Raw genomic sequence first — 15,573 nt, 5'->3', positions numbered from 1 at the left:
TTGTTTACTGAATGGCATGAGTCACACCACCGGCATCCGGCAGGTCCAGAAGCAGAAGACGCGTCAGGCGCTGCTCGACGCGGCGCTGCGGCTCCTGGAGCACCAGAGCCTGAGCAGCCTGGGTCTGCGCGAGGTGACGCGGGCCGTGGGTGTGGCCCCGACCGCCTTCTACCGCCACTTCGACGGCACGGCGGCTCTCGGTGTGGCCCTCGTCGAGGAAACCCTGGGCAGTCTGCACGGCATGATCGGCGCGGTCCTGGCCGAGACGGGCGACAGCGAGGAGCGGCTGGACCGCAGCGTCGGACTGATCGCCCGCCATGTCGCGGCCCAGCCGGCCCACTTCCGCTTCATCGCCCGCGAGCAGCACGGCGGCGTCGGCCCGGTCCGCGAGGCCATCACCGCCCAGCTCCGCCTGTTCGCCGAAGAGGTCGCGGCGGCGCTCGCCGCCGAGCCGGACTCGGCCGGCTGGGACCCGGCGGATCTCCTGATGCTGGGCGGCCTGTACGTCGACCACATGGTGATCACGGCATCGGCCCTGCTGGACGCGGGCCCCGGCGGCGAGGAGGAGGTCGTCCGGGTGGCACGGCGCCGGCTACGACTGGTCACGCTGGGCCGGGCCCACTGGCTGGACGAGGCCCCGTAGGGCCGGGAGACCCGCCGGGGACGGCGCTCTCCGCCGGGTGACCGGTTCCCGCCGGGCCCGGGACCGGGAGGATCACCGGGACGCGGCCGGGGAGCCGGGCGAGCGCGGCCCGTGTGCGTACGGAGCCCTCGTCACCGGTCGGGCACCGCCACGTCGGAGCGCCGTCCAGCGCCGCGACGCCTCCCCCGCGCAGGTGGACGCCGGCACTCCGCCGCCGTAGGCGAGGGTGAGGCATCCGCTGACATCGGCGCTCCCGAGGCTGCCGCCCGATCCCGCGCACCACGGGCGCGGGGCCTACTGGCCACGCAGGCGCCTGTGAGGACCGCCTGGTTGGGCATGTTCGCGGCAGGCACTGCCTGGTCGCCTTCGGTGCCGGCCGCGGGCGCCTCTCTCGCCACCCCGGCAGCCTCGAAGGCCTCTTCGCCGCCCTTACCGGCTGCCGACTGAACCGACTCCTCGGCGAGCCGGCCACGGCGGCCTCCTGGCGGGCCGGCCACGGCGGCTTCCTGGCGGGCCGGCACGGCTTTGCCGAGTGCCCACCAGGCCCGTCCGGGCAGCCGGGTCGTCGTCCGGACCCATCTGGCCTTCGTCCAGGAGAACCGGGGGCCGCCCTGCTCCTCCACTCCGCCGCAGCCGGCCGGCGGGGGCAGGGTGCGGGGCAGGGAGCTCCGCGACGCCCAGGAGGCCGGGGTGTCGGCGCCGACCCTGTGGATCCAGGCCCGCATGCGTGTCCGGCGAACTCGATCCGCCCGCCCGCCCCTGATCGAGCCACAGGTCCTGGGCCCGACGTCGGTGTCGCCCTGCGCCGGGCTCCGGGATCGAGGACACCGACCTCGCCGAGGCCGGCCGCATCCTGCCGGACCGATTCCGGCGGTCCGCGCCCGGGTCCGCGTGCCGGCCACAGCGCGGCTCCGCCCGTCGCACGGGCGGCGGGCGCGGGGTGGGTTCGCGCCCGCTCAGCCGCGCGGTGCGCGTGCGAGCTGGCGGGACTGGGCCACCAGGCGGTCGGCGCTGTCCCAGACGTCCGCGTCCTCCTCCAGGAAGCCGCCCGCCAGGTTGCGGGTGGTGATGGAGACGCGCAGCGGTCCGGGGGCCGGACGGCAGCGGATGTGGGTGGTGAGCTCGATCGTGGGCGTCCAGCCCTTCAGCCCCAGCTCGAACGAGGTCGGCGGCAACGCGTCGACGGTGAGCAGCAGCGACAGCGGATCCGCGTCACGGCCGTCCGCGAGTCCGAACCAGCCACGCATCTCGCCCCTGCCCGACGGCGCGCCGATGGCCCAGCCGATCGTCGCCGGGTCGAGCCTGATGTCGAGCCGTTCGGTGATGGCGGAGCTGCCGGGGATGGGCGCCGGCCCGTCGGCCGGGCCGAGGCAGTGCTGCAGCGGCGGGATGGCGGGCGGCTCCGCGGAGGTGCGGACGTCGTCGGTCAGGCCGTCCAGGTCGCCGTAGGTGGCGAGTACCCGGATGCGCTCGACCTCGGTGCCGTCCTCCGCGTACTGGTAGAGCGAGGCCTCGCCGGTGGAGAGGGTGCGGCCCGTGCGGACGACCTGGGTACGGATCACCGCGGGCCCCGGAACGGATGCCGTCAGGTAGTGCGCCGAGACCGAGAAGGGGTCGGGGTGCGGCAGCGCCTCACCGAGCGCACGGCCGAGCACGGCCAGCAGGTAGCCGCCGTTGACGGCGTGGATGATGGTCCAGCCCGCGGAGAGCTCCGCGTCGTAGACACCCTCTTCGCGAAGGGTGACGGCGGTGTCCCGGTCGAACTCGCTGTCCCCGATGGTCGCCTGCGGGGTGCGCTGCGCCTGCGCTGCTGCCTGTGCCATGGGCTGCACCGTACACCGATTGCGTTACTAAGCGGTAGCTTTATATTGCGGTCAGATGACGGCCGGGGCTTCCTCGGCCGTGGCCGAGCGGCGGTTGTACGCGCGCGGGGCCCTCCAGTGGTAGCGCAGCGCCAGGAGCCGCAGTACGAACGCCGTGATCACCGCCGCGCCGCTCGTGTAGGCGTTGAGGACGTCGAAGCGGATGCAGAGCACCACCATGGTGGCGCCCACGATGGCGGGCACCGCGTACAGGTCGCGGTCCCAGCGCAGCAGCGAGGGCACCTCATTGGCCAGGACGTCGCGGAGCACACCGCCGCCGACCGCGGTGGCCAGCCCCAGCGCGGCGGACGCGGTGAGGCCGAGGCCGTAGTCGTACGCCTTGACCGTGCCGGCGACGCAGAAGAGTCCCAGGCCGGCCGCGTCGAAGACGTTGACGCCGACCTGGATCCGTTCGACGTGCGGATGCAGGAAGAACACCAGCCCGGCGGCGAGCAGCGGGGTCAGGAAGTAGCCGAGGTCCGTGAAGGCCGCCGGGGGAAGGGCCCCGATGATCACGTCACGGAAGATCCCTCCGCCCAGCGCTGTCACCTCGGCGAGCACCGCGATGCCGAAGACATCGAAGTTCTTGCGTACGGCGAGCAGAGCGCCCGAGATCGCGAAGACGAAGATCCCGATGATGTCGAGCGCATGCTGGACGGAGGGAGTGAAGAGTTCGTTGAGCACCGGACAGTTCTACAACGTCCGGTGCCCACGATGTCGCCGGGAACCGTCAGGCGGAACCGGTCTTGCCTCCGGCACCGGTCCCGGCGGCGTCCGCCACCTCGTCCGAGGCGGGCTTGTCCTCGGGGACGGCCTTGTCCTTGTCCACAGCCTTGTCCTCAGGGACGGCCTTGTCCTGAGGGGCAGCCTTGTCCTCGGGGACGGCCTTGTCCACGGCCTCCTCCTCGGGGGCGGCCGCTTCATCGGACTCGTTCTCCGCAGCAACGTCCGCGTCGGTGTCCACGTCGGCGGGCTTCTCCGCCACGGACTTCCCCGCGACCGGAGCCTCGACGGCGACCGGGGTCTCGACGACGACCTCGTCCTCGACGGCAACCGGCTTCGCGACGACGACCGCATCCTCGACGGACGCCTTCTGCGCGGGCACCTTCGCCGCAGGCACCTTGTCGGCGACCGGCTCCGCCGCGTCCACGTCCGCGCTCTTGTCCGTACCCACGACCGCCTCGATGCCCGTGGCGCGGGTCAGGCCGATCGTCCCGTTCTCGATCTCGGCCGCGAAGTGGCAGGCCACCTTGTGCCCGTCACCCAGGTCCGTCAGGACCGGGCGCTCCAGTGCGCACTTCTCCTGCACCCACGGGCAGCGGGTGTGGAACCGGCAGCCGGCCGGCGGGTTGGCCGGCGAGGGCAGGTCGCCCTGGAGCAGGATCCGCTCCCGCCGGTCCTCGACCTCCGGGTCGGGCACCGGCACCGCGGACATGAGCGCCCGGGTGTAGGGGTGCTTCGGCCCGGCGTACAGCGCGTCGCTGGGCGCCTCCTCCACCAGGGAACCCAGGTACATGACCCCGATGACGTCGGAGATGTGCCGGACGACGGCGAGGTCGTGGGCGATGACGAGATACGTGAGCCCGAGGGACTCCTGCAGCTCCTCCAGCAGGTTGATGACCTGCGCCTGGATGGACACGTCGAGCGCCGACACCGGCTCGTCGCAGATGATCACGTCCGGCTCGAGCACCAGGGCACGGGCGATACCGATGCGCTGGCGCTGTCCGCCGGAGAACTCGTGCGGGTAGCGGGACAGCGAGTTCGCCGGCAGTCCGACCCTGGCGAGGATCGCCTTGATCTTCTCGCGGCGGTCCGCCCGGTCGGTGCCGATCCCGTGGGCCGCCATGCCCTCGGAGAGGATCGACTCGATGTTCTGCCGCGGGTTGAGGCTGCCGAGCGGGTCCTGGAAGACCATCTGGAGCCGGCGGCGGAACTGGCGCATCTCCTCGTCCGGCAGCTTGGCCAGGTCGGTGCCGTCGAAGACGACCTCACCGGAGGTGATGTCCACGAGCCGCAGCACGGCCCGGCCCAGCGTCGTCTTGCCGCAGCCCGACTCGCCTACGAGCCCGTACGTCTGTCCGGCCTCGACGCTCAGCGAGATGCCGTCCACGGCGTACACGTGTCCGACCGTACGGTCGAAGAAGACACCCTTCTTGACGGGGAAGTGGACCTTCACATCGTCGAGTTCGAGCAGGCTCATGCCGAAACCTCCGCCTTGGGCAGGACCGGGTTGACACAGCGCACCTGGTGTCCGGCCGTGCGTGGTTCGGTCAGTTCGGGAGTGCCCGTGAGGCACTCCATCGTGTAGTAGTCGCAGCGGGGCGCGAAGGCGCAGCCGTCGGCCCAGGCGATCTTGTCGTTGATCGACCCGCGGATCGGGCGGAGCGGCTCCCCGCGCGGTGCGTCCAGACGCGGGATGGACCCGAGCAGTCCGTGCGCGTACGGGTGAGTGGGTGCCGCGAACAGCTCGCGCCGGCCCGCGGACTCCACCGCCCGTCCCGCGTAGAGCACGTTGACCTCGTCGCAGATGCCTGCGACGACCCCGAGGTCGTGGGTGATCATCAGGAGGGCGGTGCCCTCCTGGTCGACCAGTTCCTTGAGGAGTTCCAGGATCTGGGCCTGGATGGTCACGTCGAGCGCCGTGGTGGGCTCGTCGGCGATGAGCAGCCGGGGTGCGCAGGCCACCGCCATGGCGATGAGCGCACGCTGCCGCATACCGCCGGACAGCTGGTGCGGGTACTCCTTAAGCCGCCGGCGCGGGTCCGGGATACCGACCCGGTCCAGCAGGTCGGCGGCCTCCTTGCGGGCGGCCTCCCCCTTCAGGCCGCGGTGGCGCTGGAGGATCTCGGTCACCTGGATACCGATGGGGATCACCGGGTTCAGCGAGGACAGCGGGTCCTGGAAGATCATCGCGAGCTGGCTGCCGCGCATGTCGCGGAGCTTGCGCCGGCTGATGGTCAGCAGGTCCTGGCCGTCGAACTCCACGCGTCCGCCGACCTTGACGCCCTTCTCGGGCAGCAGGCCCATCAGGGCGAGCGAGGTCACGGACTTGCCGCAGCCCGACTCGCCCACCAGACCGACGACCTGGCCCTGGTCCACGGTGAAGGAGACACCGTCGACCGCGATGGAGTCCTTGCGGCCGCGTCCCCCGAAGGTGACGCTGAGTTGGTCAACATTGAGCAGTGCCATGGGAGATCAGCCTCGCAGCTTCGGGTCGAGGGCTTCGCGCATGGCCTCGCCGAGCAGGGTGAAGCCCAGTGCGGTGATGATGATCCCGACGGCCGGGTAGGCGGCCATCATCGGCTCGTTGTCGAAGAACCGCTGCGCCTGGGAGAGCATGACGCCCCACTCCGGGATCGCCGGGTCCGGGTTGCCGAGGCCGAGGTAGGACAGGGCCGCGGCTTCGATGATCGCGGTGGCGAGACTGAGTGTCGCCTGGACGATTACCGGGCTCAGCGAGTTGGGCAGGATCTGTGTGAGGACGATCCGCTTCTTCCGGATGCCGAGCGCCTTCGCCGCCAGCACGTAGTCCGCGCCGCCCTGGGCGAGCATCGAACCGCGCAGCAGACGGGCGAAGACGGGGATCTGGACGACACCGACGGCGATCATCACGGTGGTCAGGGACTGGCCCATGACCGCCGCGACGGAGACCGCCAGCAGCAGGGAGGGCAGCGACAGCATGAGGTCGGTGATGCGCATGATCACGGTGTCGATGCGCTGTCCGACCTTGCCGCCGAGGGTCGCGGCGGCTCCGGACAGGATGCCGACGACAGCGCCGATGACCAGGCCGATGAGCATGGAGACCACGCCCACGAGCAGGGTCTGGCGTGCCCCGACGAGCATGCGGGAGAAGAGGTCGCGGCCCAGGTGGTCGAGGCCGAACCAGTTCTCGCCGCGCATACCGACGAACTTGCCCTGGTTGGCGAAGACTTCTCCGCGCCAGGTCTGGGCGGTGGGGCTGTACGGGGCGACCCACGGTCCCACGATCGCCATCACGACGAACAGGCCGATGACGACGGCGCCGATGATGGCCATCTTGCTGTTGCGGAGCCGTCGCAGCGCCTCGCGCCACAGGCTCGCGCCCGAGGTCGACTCGGTCTGCTGGGTCAGCTCGGCGAGCCGGTCGATCTTGTCGGCCCTCTTGGTCAATGTCGTCACGTCAGTGCACCCGCACTCTCGGGTCGATGATGCTGTATGCGAGGTCGACCAGCAGGTTGATGAGGACGTACACCATCGCGATGAAGAGGATGAACCCGACCAGCACCGGGTAGTCGCGGGCATCGATCGACGTACGGATGAAGGAGCCGATGCCTCCGAACGAGAAGACCGACTCGGTCAGGACCGCACCCGAGAGCAGGCTTCCGGTCAGCAGACCGACCGCGGTGACCACGGGAAGCAGCGCGTTGCGCAGCACGTGACGGCCGCGCACGACCCGCTTGTCCAGGCCCTTGGACTCGGCGGTGCGGATGTAGTCCTCGCCGAGGACCTCCAGGACGCTTGCCCTGGTCATCCGCACGATCACGGCGAGCGGGATGGACGCGAGGGCGACGGCGGGCAGCACCAGGTGCATGATCGCGTCCCATGTCGCGTCGAGCTCGCCGGTCAGCAGGCCGTCCAGGGTGGCGAAGCCGGTGATGTCAGTGGCGTCGAGACCGGTGGAGAGCCTGCCGTAGCTCGGGAAAAGGCCCAGTTCGACCGCGAAGATGCCCTTGAGCATCAGCGCGAGGAAGAACACGGGGATACAGATGCCGATCAGCGATCCGGAGACCGAGGCCACGTCGAGCCAGCCGCCGCGGTGGCGGGCGGCGAGGTAGCCGAGGGGGATGCCGACCAGGACCGCGATGACGATCGCGGCGACGCTGAGCTCCACGGTGGCCGGGAAGCGCAGGACGAATTCGTCCCACACCGGCTGACCGGTCTGGGTGGAGGTGCCGAGATCCAGTTCGAAGATGCGCTTGAGGAAGCGCCAGTACTGGACGTAGACGGGCTCGTCCAGTCCCAGCGCCCGGTTGATACGCGTCACTTCGGCTTCGGTCGCCCGCTCGCCCAGGATCGCTGAGGCGGGTCCGCCGGGCAGCCGGTTCAGCCACAGGAAGAGCAGAACCGACAGGCCGAGCAGGGTGGGTATGAGCTGTAGCAGTCTTCGTACGACGAGTCGCAGCACCCCGCGTGCCCCTTTCTTACGTGTCGAAAAGTGGGCCCGCCCGGCCACCGGGAAGCTGTGGCCGGGCGAACCCACTGATGTGCGGTTACTTGAAGGAGACCTCGGCGAAGTTCTCCTGCGTCAGCGGGGAGACCTTCGGCGGGTTGACGTTCTTGGCGAACGCGATGGCGGGCGGCGACGACGAGATCGGGAGACCCGGCAGGTACTCCATGATGGTCTCGTTGGCCTTCTTGTAGGCCTCGACGCGGGCGGCCGGGTCGGTCTCCTTCGACGCGGCGTTCACCGAGTCGAAGACCTTGGCGTCCTTGAAGCCCCACTGCTTGTCGGCGCCGGCGAACCAGGTACCGATGAAGTTGAAGCCGTCGTTGAAGTCACCGGTCCAGCCCAGCATGTGCAGCGCGCAGGAGCCGGCCTCGGTGGCGTCCAGGTAGTCCGGGGCCCACTTCATGGCCTTCGGGACGACCGTGATGCCGGCCTTCTCGAGGTCGGCCTTCATCAGCTCGAACATGTCCTGCGGGGCAGGCATGTAGGGGCGGGTGACCTCGGTCGGGTAGCAGAACTCGAGCGAGAGCTTGCTCTCGCCGGCGTCCTTGAGGAGCTTCTTCGCCTTGTTGGTGTCGAAGGCGTACTGCTTCACCTGGTCCGAGTAACCGGCGACCGTGTCGGGCATGAACTGCGTGGCGACCTTGCCGCCCTCGGGCAGCTGGGTCTTGACGATGTTCTCGCGGTCGATGGCGTGCGCGATGGCCTGCCGGACCTCGGGCTTCTTCAGCGCCTTGTTCTTCGACTGGGTCATGCCCACGTAGAAGAGGTTGAAGACGTCACGGGTCGGGACCTCGTAGCCCTCACCCTCCAGCGTCTTGATGTCCGCGGGTGCGACCAGGTCGTATCCGTCGATGTCACCGGCCTGCAGCGCCTGGCGGCGGCCTTCTTCGGTGTCGATCGTGCGGAAGACCAGGTTCTTCACCTTGGCCTTGTCGCCCCAGTAGCCGTCGAAGCGCTCGAGGCTGACTTCCTTGTTGCTCTTGTTCCACTTGGTGATCTTGTACGGGCCGGTGCCGGCGACCGTGCCGGCCTCCTGGCTGTACTTGGGGTACGTGATCGCGTCGCCCTTGGCGGTCGCGTCCTGCTTCTCGTACTCCTTGATGGCCTTCGGCGAGTGGATCGCCAGGGCCTGCAGGGAGAAGCCGCCGGGCAGGTTCGCCGAGGGCTCGTTGACCTCGATGACCGCCGTGTTGGCGTCCTTCGCGGTGCAGGACTTGTAGTTCGCCTTCGGCGCCTCGGCGTCCTCGTTCTTCGCGAAGCCGCCCATGATGGACTGCCAGTAGTACGAGACCGCGCTGGACTGGTACGTGCCCGCCCAGTTGAACCAGTGGTCGTAGTTCGCGCAGACCGCGTCGGCGTCGAACGTCTCGCCGTCCTGGAACTTCACGTTCTTGCGCAGGTTGAACGTCCACACCGTGCCGGCGTCGTTGCTCTCCCACGTCTCGGCCAGTCCGCCGACGAGCTTGCTGCCGCCGGACTCGTGCTCGAGAAGGGCTTCGAACGCCTGACGCGTGACCCGGAAGGTCTCACCGTCGCTGGCGAGCGCCGGGTCGAGGGACCCGGGGTCGCCCGCACCGGCGAAGACGAAGGTGTCCTTCGCTCCGTCCTTGGCATCGTTGTCCCGCTCACTGGAGCAGCCCGTGGCGATCAGACCGACAGCAAGTGCCGCCGTGATCGCCCGAACGGTTCGGGACGTGTTTATTCGCATGGTGGGTCCACCCCAGGTCAGCAGTGTGTGGAGAGGTAATGATTCGCCCGAACCCTACATTCGCGAAGCAGTGCGGAGAACAGTCCGCATAGCGGTGATACCTACCTGAGACCCGGACACTCAACAAACCGGTCAGATACGGGACATCCTGCCGAGGATTGTTAACCCGTTCGAAACCAGGGGGGTTTCAGTGCAGCTGTGACGGTGGGTAGCCGTACCCGGGCGCGGCGGTGGGCGGCGGGCCGGCCTGGGCATGTGCCTCGCGGTCGTAGAACGGCCGGGAGTTGGCGCGCAGCCACATGGCGACGGGGTCGTACTCGTCGGACATCGAGACGGTGGAGACCGGCAGCCCGTCGGGGACGACGCCGATCGACTGCTGCATCATCGCGCGGACCGCGTCGACGGAGGGCCGGCCCGTGTCGTAGAGGTCGAGTCCGATCGCGAGGTACGGAGCGCCGAGCGCGGGCTGCACCCAGGCACGGCGCAGCGCGCGCACGGCGGGGGTGCGGTGGGCGTTGTGCGACAGCAGGGCGTAGAACTGCGGGATCTCGATGGCGGGTTCGGAGAGCCGCAGCGGGCCGGCCGGCATCCGGTCGAGACCCGTCGCGATGCGGCGCAGGTCCAGCCAGGGGATTCCGACGCCGCCGTCGGGGGCGTGCGGGTTGAGCCAGATGCCCCAGCGGTCGGGGAAGAGGGCGCGGGCGATGTCACGGCCGGTGATCAGCTCGTGGGCCCTGTTCCAGCCACTGGCCGAGAGCTCCTGGGCGGAGGTCACACAGGGGGCGTAACCCAGCCCGTCGACCTCCATGTTGCCGTACTGGGCATCGGGCGATCCCGCCGTGCCGTGCCAGAGCAGCATCCAGATCCGGCCGTCGGCCAGGGCCTGCAGCAGCTGCTCGTACGAGTCGAGGCGCCCCGGGGTCACCTGCCGCAGCATGTGCTCGACCTGTCCGGCCGCCGCGGTGCCTGACGCACTCACCCTGGGTCCCGCCCCTCTTCGATCCGCTGTCCCGCTGTCCCGCGGGTGCCGTTCCGCCGCTCCCGGGCACACGGGGCGACCTCGCCATCAAACCAGCTTATGCGCCGCCCCTGACACCGGCTCGACGCCACGGGTGACGTGTGCTCAGTGCCCCTCGCGCCGGTAGAACGGCCTCACCTTGTCCAGCATCCAGTCCCCCACGGGGTCCTGTGTCACGTCGAGCAGGACGAGATTGACCGGCCAGGGCGACCCCGCCCGGCCGAGGGCGCGGCCCAGAGCCTCCATCGGCGCGCTCTGCCCGGCGCCGTCCCAGGTGGCGAATTCGACGCCGACGAAGAGGACCGGGTCGCCGCCCTCGATGCTGGCCAGCGCCCGGCGGGCGGTGCTCACCACGCCGGTGTCCTGGAATTCGGCGGCGACCGCGGAGAGGAAGTCGACGGGGTCCTCCTTCCAGTCCGGCTCGTACAGCCGGACCCTCCCCCCGCCGCCGGGCCCGTCCAGCGGGGTGCGGCCGGCCCTGCAGAGCTCGGCGACGGCGGGCGGCGGCATCGGCACGCCGACCGCTCCGCCCGGGTTGACCGCGATGCCCAGCTGCGGAGGGAGTCCGCGGGCGAACTCCCGGGCGGGCGCGACGGCGAAGGACATGTGGGAGCCGACGCAGTGGAGGAACTGCGCCTCGGAGCTGAAGACGGGCACGTACGCGCCGCCGTCGATGTCGACCGTCGGCAGGTCCAGGTCGGGGCTGTCGGGTCCGCCGCCGTTCGGGAGGGGCACCCAGAGCAGGCTGCGGCCGAGCACTTCGACCAGCCGGCTGCCGGCCCCGGGCACGCCGAGCGAGGCGCTGAGCACTTCTTCGAGCTCGTTGGCCGGCCATCCGTGCTGCGGATGGACGTGGGCCTGGGCCGGAATGTCCACGGTGTCTGTGTCCCCTTCTCGCCATGCTGTGCGGCAGAAACCTTAGACGAGCCGCGCCCGGACGGCAGTGCCGCGGGCAGCGGCGCAGGCCGGGGCCTGCGAACCGTCCAGATTCCGGACACCCGGACAGCACTTCTCGGCCTATGCGTCCGCAAACGAGATGCGGGTGATCACTGCGGCCGCGTCGCGGTCCAGGAGCACCGCGGAGGCGCAGCCGGGTGGCAGCAGGCCGCTCTCCGTGTCACGCAACAGGCGTCCCACCGCGCGCCGGTGCCGGGCGAAGGCGTAGCCCGACACCCCTCGGCCGCGCTCCCGCTGGCCCGCCCTGGCCACCTGCGGGGTGACGTCGAGCAGGACGAGGTGCAGGGTGCGTGCGCGGCGCCGGACCTCCCGCGTCAGCCACCGGCGCACCCAGGCCTGCGTACCGCAGTCGTGCACGACGACGGAGCCGCCCGAGCGCAGCGCCCGCCACAGCCCGAGGTAGTGCGCGGCACGCACCAGGGGGCGGTACAGGGCGTACGGCAGTAACCCGGGCAGGGAGCCGGCCCAGCGGTCCCTGGTGTCCTGGGAGTCGATCGCGTTCTCCTGGACCGCGCGCCGGATCAGCGTCGACTTCCCGCTGCCGGGCAGGCCGGAAACCACCACCAGGTCACCCGCCGCGAAGTCCAGGCTGCGCGGGCCGCGCCCGCCCGTGCCCCGCAGGTCACGCACCACCGGGGCGTGCGTGCCGGTGAGCTCCCTGGCACGCACGCCCTGCTGAGCGGGCATCGCACCGCGCGCCGCCCCCGTGGCCGCCACGTCGCGCTGCAACGTCATCGCCGTCCCCCTGCCGATTCACCCACACCTGACCTGCCCAAGAAGTGTAAAGAAAAGGTAATGCGGCACAACCGGTTCCGGCCGTACGGGTCCGCACCGGGCGTGCCGCCGTGTCAGCACCTGCCCGGCCGCGGACCTGCCGTACGGATCCGGACACCCACTCTCCCGCAATGCGTGCGATGATGACCCCGCCAACTCCATACCGGCCGTTTGAATCCGCGCGGGAGAGTCCCGGTCACTGTGTGCACCGGGCGCCGAAGGAGCAAGATCCTCCCTTGAATCTCTCAGGCCCCGTACCGCGCGGATGAGGCAGATCTGAAAAGCGGGCCGTTCTGCGGCTCCACCCAAGGTGCAAGCCGACCCCGGAGGGGCTGACTCGTTCAGGCCCCCTCCAGGACCCTTTCAGCGGGTCCCGGCGAACCTCTCAGGTTCCGATGACAGATGGGGAGGGATCGTCCTCCGTCGTCATGCCCTGGAGCCGTATCCATGAGCACTGCCCCCGCTTCCCGTCTCACCGCCCTCGACGCGCTGCACCGGTCCCTGGGCGCGACCATGACCGATTTCGCGGGCTGGGACATGCCCCTGCGCTACGCCAGCGAGCGCGACGAGCACCACGCCGTACGTGACCGGGCCGGGCTCTTCGACCTGTCGCACATGGGCGAGATCACCGTCACCGGGCCGCAGGCCGTGGACTTCCTGAACCACGCCCTGGTCGGCAACATCGCCACCATCGGCCGGGGCCGGGCCCGCTACACGATGATCGTGGCCGAGGACGGCGGGATCCTGGACGACCTGATCGTGTACCGCCTGGGCGCGGCGGAGACCCCCGAGTACCTGGTCGTCGCCAACGCGGGCAACGCGCAGCTGGTCCTGGACACGCTCGTCGAGCGTGTCGGGGCCTTCGACGCCGAGGTGCGGGACGACCGCGACGCGTACGCGCTGCTCGCCGTCCAGGGCCCCGAGTCCTCCGCCGTACTGAAGTCGGTCACGGACGCCGATCTGGACGGACTGAAGTACTACGCGGGCCTGCCGGGCACGGTCGCCGGCGTCCCGGCGCTGATCGCCCGTACCGGGTACACCGGCGAGGACGGCTTCGAGCTCTTCGTCGCCCCCGAGCACGCCGAGCAGCTGTGGAAGGCCCTCACCGAGGCGGGCGCCCCGCACGGCCTGATCCCGTGCGGCCTCTCCTGCCGCGACACGCTGCGCCTGGAGGCGGGCATGCCGCTGTACGGGCACGAGCTGACCACCGCGCTGACCCCGTTCGACGCGGGGCTCGGCCGGGTCGTGAAGTTCGAGAAGGAGGGCGACTTCGTCGGCCGCGAGGCGCTGCTGGCCGCTGCCGGGCGCGCCGAGTCCGCTCCCCCGCGCAAGCTGGTCGGCCTGGTCGCCGGGGGCCGCAGGGTCCCGCGCGCCGGGTTCTCCGTCGTCGTCGCGGGACAGGTCGTGGGCGAGGTCACCTCCGGCGCCCCCTCGCCCACACTGGGCAGGCCGATCGCCATGGCGTACGTCGACGCGGCGTACGCCACGCCCGGCACCGAGGGCGTGGGCGTCGACATCAGGGGCACGCACGAGCCGTACGAGGTCGTCGCGCTGCCCTTCTACAAGCGCGAGAAGTAGTCCCGCCCGCCCGGACGTGACGTAGTCCCGTCTCACCACGCAAGACCACCGTTCATCAGCACTCCCCCGCGTACAGGAGAATTCAGACCATGAGCAACCCCCAGCAGCTGCGGTACAGCAAGGAGCACGAGTGGCTGTCGGCCGACGAGGACGGTGTGGCCACGATCGGTATCACCGAGTTCGCGGCCAACGCGCTCGGCGACGTCGTCTACGCCCAGCTCCCGGAGGTCGGTGACACGGTGACCGCGGGCGAGACCTGCGGTGAGCTGGAGTCGACCAAGTCGGTCAGCGACCTGTACTCGCCGGTGACCGGCGAGGTGACCGCGGCGAACCAGGACGTCGTGGACGACCCGTCGCTGGTGAACTCCGCTCCCTTCGAGGGCGGCTGGCTGTTCAAGGTGCGCGTCGCGGAGGAGCCGAAGGACCTTCTCTCCGCCGACGAGTACACCGAGTTCTCCGGTAACTGAGACCCCAAGGGACCACCTGATGTCGCTTCTGAACTCCTCCCTCCACGAGCTGGACCCGGACGTCGCCGCCGCCGTCGACGCCGAGCTCCACCGTCAGCAGTCCACCCTCGAGATGATCGCCTCGGAGAACTTCGCTCCGGTCGCGGTCATGGAGGCCCAGGGCTCCGTCCTCACCAACAAGTACGCCGAGGGCTACCCGGGCCGCCGCTACTACGGCGGCTGCGAGCACGTCGACGTGGTCGAGCAGATCGCCATCGACCGCGTCAAGGCGCTCTTCGGCGCCGAGGCCGCGAACGTCCAGCCGCACTCCGGTGCGCAGGCGAACGCCGCCGCGATGTTCGCGCTGCTGAAGCCGGGCGACACGATCATGGGCCTGAACCTCGCCCACGGCGGTCACCTGACCCACGGTATGAAGATCAACTTCTCCGGCAAGCTCTACAACGTGGTCCCGTACCACGTCGACGACACCGGCGTCGTGGACATGGCCGAGGTCGAGCGCCTCGCCAAGGAGTCCAAGCCGAAGCTGATCGTGGCCGGCTGGTCCGCGTACCCCCGTCAGCTCGACTTCGCCGCCTTCCGCCGCGTCGCGGACGAGGTCGGCGCGTACCTGATGGTCGACATGGCGCACTTCGCGGGCCTGGTCGCCGCGGGTCTGCACCCCAACCCGGTGCCGCACGCCCACGTCGTCACGACCACCACGCACAAGACCCTCGGCGGTCCGCGCGGTGGCGTCATCCTGTCGACGCAGGAGCTCGCGAAGAAGATCAACTCGGCGGTCTTCCCCGGTCAGCAGGGCGGCCCGCTGGAGCACGTGATCGCCGCCAAGGCGGTCTCCTTCAAGGTGGCGGCGACCGAGGAGTTCAAGGAGCGCCAGCAGCGCACCCTGGACGGCGCCCGCATCCTCGCCGAGCGGCTGGTCCAGCAGGACGTGACCGAGGTGGGCGTGTCCGTCCTCTCCGGCGGTACGGACGTCCACCTGGTCCTCGTCGACCTGCGCAACTCCGAGCTGGACGGCCAGCAGGCCGAGGACCGGCTCCACGAGCTGGGCATCACGGTCAACCGCAACGCCGTCCCGAACGACCCGCGGCCGCCGATGGTGACCTCGGGCCTGCGGATCGGTACGCCGGCCCTGGCGACCCGTGGTTTCGGGACCGAGGACTTCACCGAGGTCGCGGAGATCATCGCCTCCGCCCTGAAGCCGGCCTACGACGCCGACGACCTCAAGGCCCGCGTGATCGCGCTCGCGGAGAAGTTCCCGCTGTACTCCGGCCTCAAGTAGGCCACCCGCAGTTTGCACGTCGGGTGGGGGCACCGCGCACACTGAAGAGTGAGCACGGTGCCCCCACCCTTGTCCCCG

At 70.3% G+C, this 15,573-nt stretch carries 14 protein-coding genes and 1 riboswitch; of the genes, 4 read left to right on the top strand and 10 right to left on the bottom strand.

Going from position 1 to position 15,573, the window contains the following annotated elements:
• Window positions 1–16: 16 nt before the first annotated feature.
• Entirely contained in the window at window positions 17–643 is a 627-nt protein-coding gene (locus OG927_RS23210; RefSeq protein WP_056794553.1) for a TetR family transcriptional regulator, read from the top strand.
• Between the two features lie 956 nt (window positions 644–1,599).
• Here OG927_RS23210 and OG927_RS23205 read toward each other — a convergent pair.
• The 10 genes from OG927_RS23205 to OG927_RS23160 all read right to left on the bottom strand — a co-directional run bounded on the left by OG927_RS23205 (window position 1,600) and on the right by OG927_RS23160 (window position 12,132).
• Complete coding sequence (locus OG927_RS23205; protein ID WP_330320717.1) at window positions 1,600–2,466, bottom strand: thioesterase family protein; 867 nt, start codon at window positions 2,464–2,466, stop codon at window positions 1,600–1,602.
• A 51-nt stretch (window positions 2,467–2,517) separates the two neighbouring features.
• Window positions 2,518–3,189 (bottom strand): trimeric intracellular cation channel family protein, encoded by a 672-nt coding sequence (locus OG927_RS23200; protein ID WP_056794549.1) that lies wholly within the window; start codon window positions 3,187–3,189, stop codon window positions 2,518–2,520.
• A 46-nt stretch (window positions 3,190–3,235) separates the two neighbouring features.
• On the bottom strand, window positions 3,236–4,705 hold the full coding sequence (locus OG927_RS23195) for an ABC transporter ATP-binding protein (RefSeq protein WP_330320716.1): 1,470 nt from the start codon (window positions 4,703–4,705) through the stop codon (window positions 3,236–3,238).
• Window positions 4,702–5,694, bottom strand: a complete 993-nt coding sequence (locus OG927_RS23190; protein ID WP_056794547.1) for an ABC transporter ATP-binding protein — start codon at window positions 5,692–5,694, stop codon at window positions 4,702–4,704. Before OG927_RS23190 ends, OG927_RS23195 begins: the two co-directional genes overlap by 4 nt.
• 6 nt (window positions 5,695–5,700) lie before the next feature.
• A complete protein-coding gene (locus tag OG927_RS23185) occupies window positions 5,701–6,663 on the bottom strand; it encodes an ABC transporter permease (RefSeq protein ID WP_056794545.1) in 963 nt (320 codons plus the stop codon).
• A 1-nt stretch (window position 6,664) separates the two neighbouring features.
• Entirely contained in the window at window positions 6,665–7,669 is a 1,005-nt protein-coding gene (locus tag OG927_RS23180) for an ABC transporter permease (protein WP_056794543.1), read from the bottom strand.
• An 85-nt stretch (window positions 7,670–7,754) separates the two neighbouring features.
• Entirely contained in the window at window positions 7,755–9,422 is a 1,668-nt protein-coding gene (locus OG927_RS23175) for an ABC transporter substrate-binding protein (RefSeq protein WP_056794542.1), read from the bottom strand.
• 187 nt (window positions 9,423–9,609) lie between these two features.
• A complete protein-coding gene (locus tag OG927_RS23170) occupies window positions 9,610–10,401 on the bottom strand; it encodes an enhanced serine sensitivity protein SseB C-terminal domain-containing protein (protein WP_056794541.1) in 792 nt (263 codons plus the stop codon).
• 144 nt (window positions 10,402–10,545) lie between these two features.
• Window positions 10,546–11,316, bottom strand: a complete 771-nt coding sequence (locus tag OG927_RS23165) for an enhanced serine sensitivity protein SseB (protein ID WP_056794538.1) — start codon at window positions 11,314–11,316, stop codon at window positions 10,546–10,548.
• A gap of 141 nt (window positions 11,317–11,457) precedes the next feature.
• The gene (locus OG927_RS23160; protein WP_056794537.1) at window positions 11,458–12,132 is read right to left on the bottom strand and encodes an AAA family ATPase; all 675 of its coding nucleotides are present in this window, start codon (window positions 12,130–12,132) and stop codon (window positions 11,458–11,460) included.
• A 211-nt stretch (window positions 12,133–12,343) separates the two neighbouring features.
• Window positions 12,344–12,441: riboswitch (glycine riboswitch) on the top strand.
• Window positions 12,442–12,618: 177 nt separating this feature from the next.
• On the opposite strand from OG927_RS23160, the gene gcvT reads away from it, so the two are divergent.
• The 3 genes from gcvT (at window position 12,619) to glyA (ending at window position 15,495) form a co-directional block, all read left to right on the top strand.
• Window positions 12,619–13,749, top strand: a complete 1,131-nt coding sequence (gene gcvT, locus OG927_RS23155) for a glycine cleavage system aminomethyltransferase GcvT (RefSeq protein WP_124281123.1) — start codon at window positions 12,619–12,621, stop codon at window positions 13,747–13,749.
• An 89-nt stretch (window positions 13,750–13,838) separates the two neighbouring features.
• The gene (gene gcvH / locus OG927_RS23150) at window positions 13,839–14,216 is read left to right on the top strand and encodes a glycine cleavage system protein GcvH (protein WP_056794532.1); all 378 of its coding nucleotides are present in this window, start codon (window positions 13,839–13,841) and stop codon (window positions 14,214–14,216) included.
• Window positions 14,217–14,235: 19 nt separating this feature from the next.
• The gene (gene glyA, locus OG927_RS23145; protein WP_124281124.1) at window positions 14,236–15,495 is read left to right on the top strand and encodes a serine hydroxymethyltransferase; all 1,260 of its coding nucleotides are present in this window, start codon (window positions 14,236–14,238) and stop codon (window positions 15,493–15,495) included.
• Window positions 15,496–15,573 lie beyond the last annotated feature (78 nt).

The sequence above is a fragment of the Streptomyces clavifer genome, from assembly GCF_036345975.1.
In the GTDB taxonomy this organism is placed as follows: domain Bacteria; phylum Actinomycetota; class Actinomycetes; order Streptomycetales; family Streptomycetaceae; genus Streptomyces; species Streptomyces clavifer.
This window is presented reverse-complemented; position numbering and strand designations above follow the sequence as displayed.

What these genes read in the sequence shown, in the direction of transcription:
- OG927_RS23210 (WP_056794553.1), top strand. Translation starts at nt 17, where the DNA reads ATGAGTCACACCACCGGCATCCGGCAGGTCCAGAAGCAGAAGACGCGT.
- OG927_RS23205 (WP_330320717.1), bottom strand. Translation starts at nt 2,466, where the DNA reads ATGGCACAGGCAGCAGCGCAGGCGCAGCGCACCCCGCAGGCGACCATC.
- gcvT (WP_124281123.1), top strand. Translation starts at nt 12,619, where the DNA reads ATGAGCACTGCCCCCGCTTCCCGTCTCACCGCCCTCGACGCGCTGCAC.
- OG927_RS23160 (WP_056794537.1), bottom strand. Translation starts at nt 12,132, where the DNA reads ATGACGTTGCAGCGCGACGTGGCGGCCACGGGGGCGGCGCGCGGTGCG.
- OG927_RS23175 (WP_056794542.1), bottom strand. Translation starts at nt 9,422, where the DNA reads ATGCGAATAAACACGTCCCGAACCGTTCGGGCGATCACGGCGGCACTT.
- OG927_RS23195 (WP_330320716.1), bottom strand. Translation starts at nt 4,705, where the DNA reads ATGAGCCTGCTCGAACTCGACGATGTGAAGGTCCACTTCCCCGTCAAG.
- glyA (WP_124281124.1), top strand. Translation starts at nt 14,236, where the DNA reads ATGTCGCTTCTGAACTCCTCCCTCCACGAGCTGGACCCGGACGTCGCC.
- gcvH (WP_056794532.1), top strand. Translation starts at nt 13,839, where the DNA reads ATGAGCAACCCCCAGCAGCTGCGGTACAGCAAGGAGCACGAGTGGCTG.
- OG927_RS23190 (WP_056794547.1), bottom strand. Translation starts at nt 5,694, where the DNA reads ATGGCACTGCTCAATGTTGACCAACTCAGCGTCACCTTCGGGGGACGC.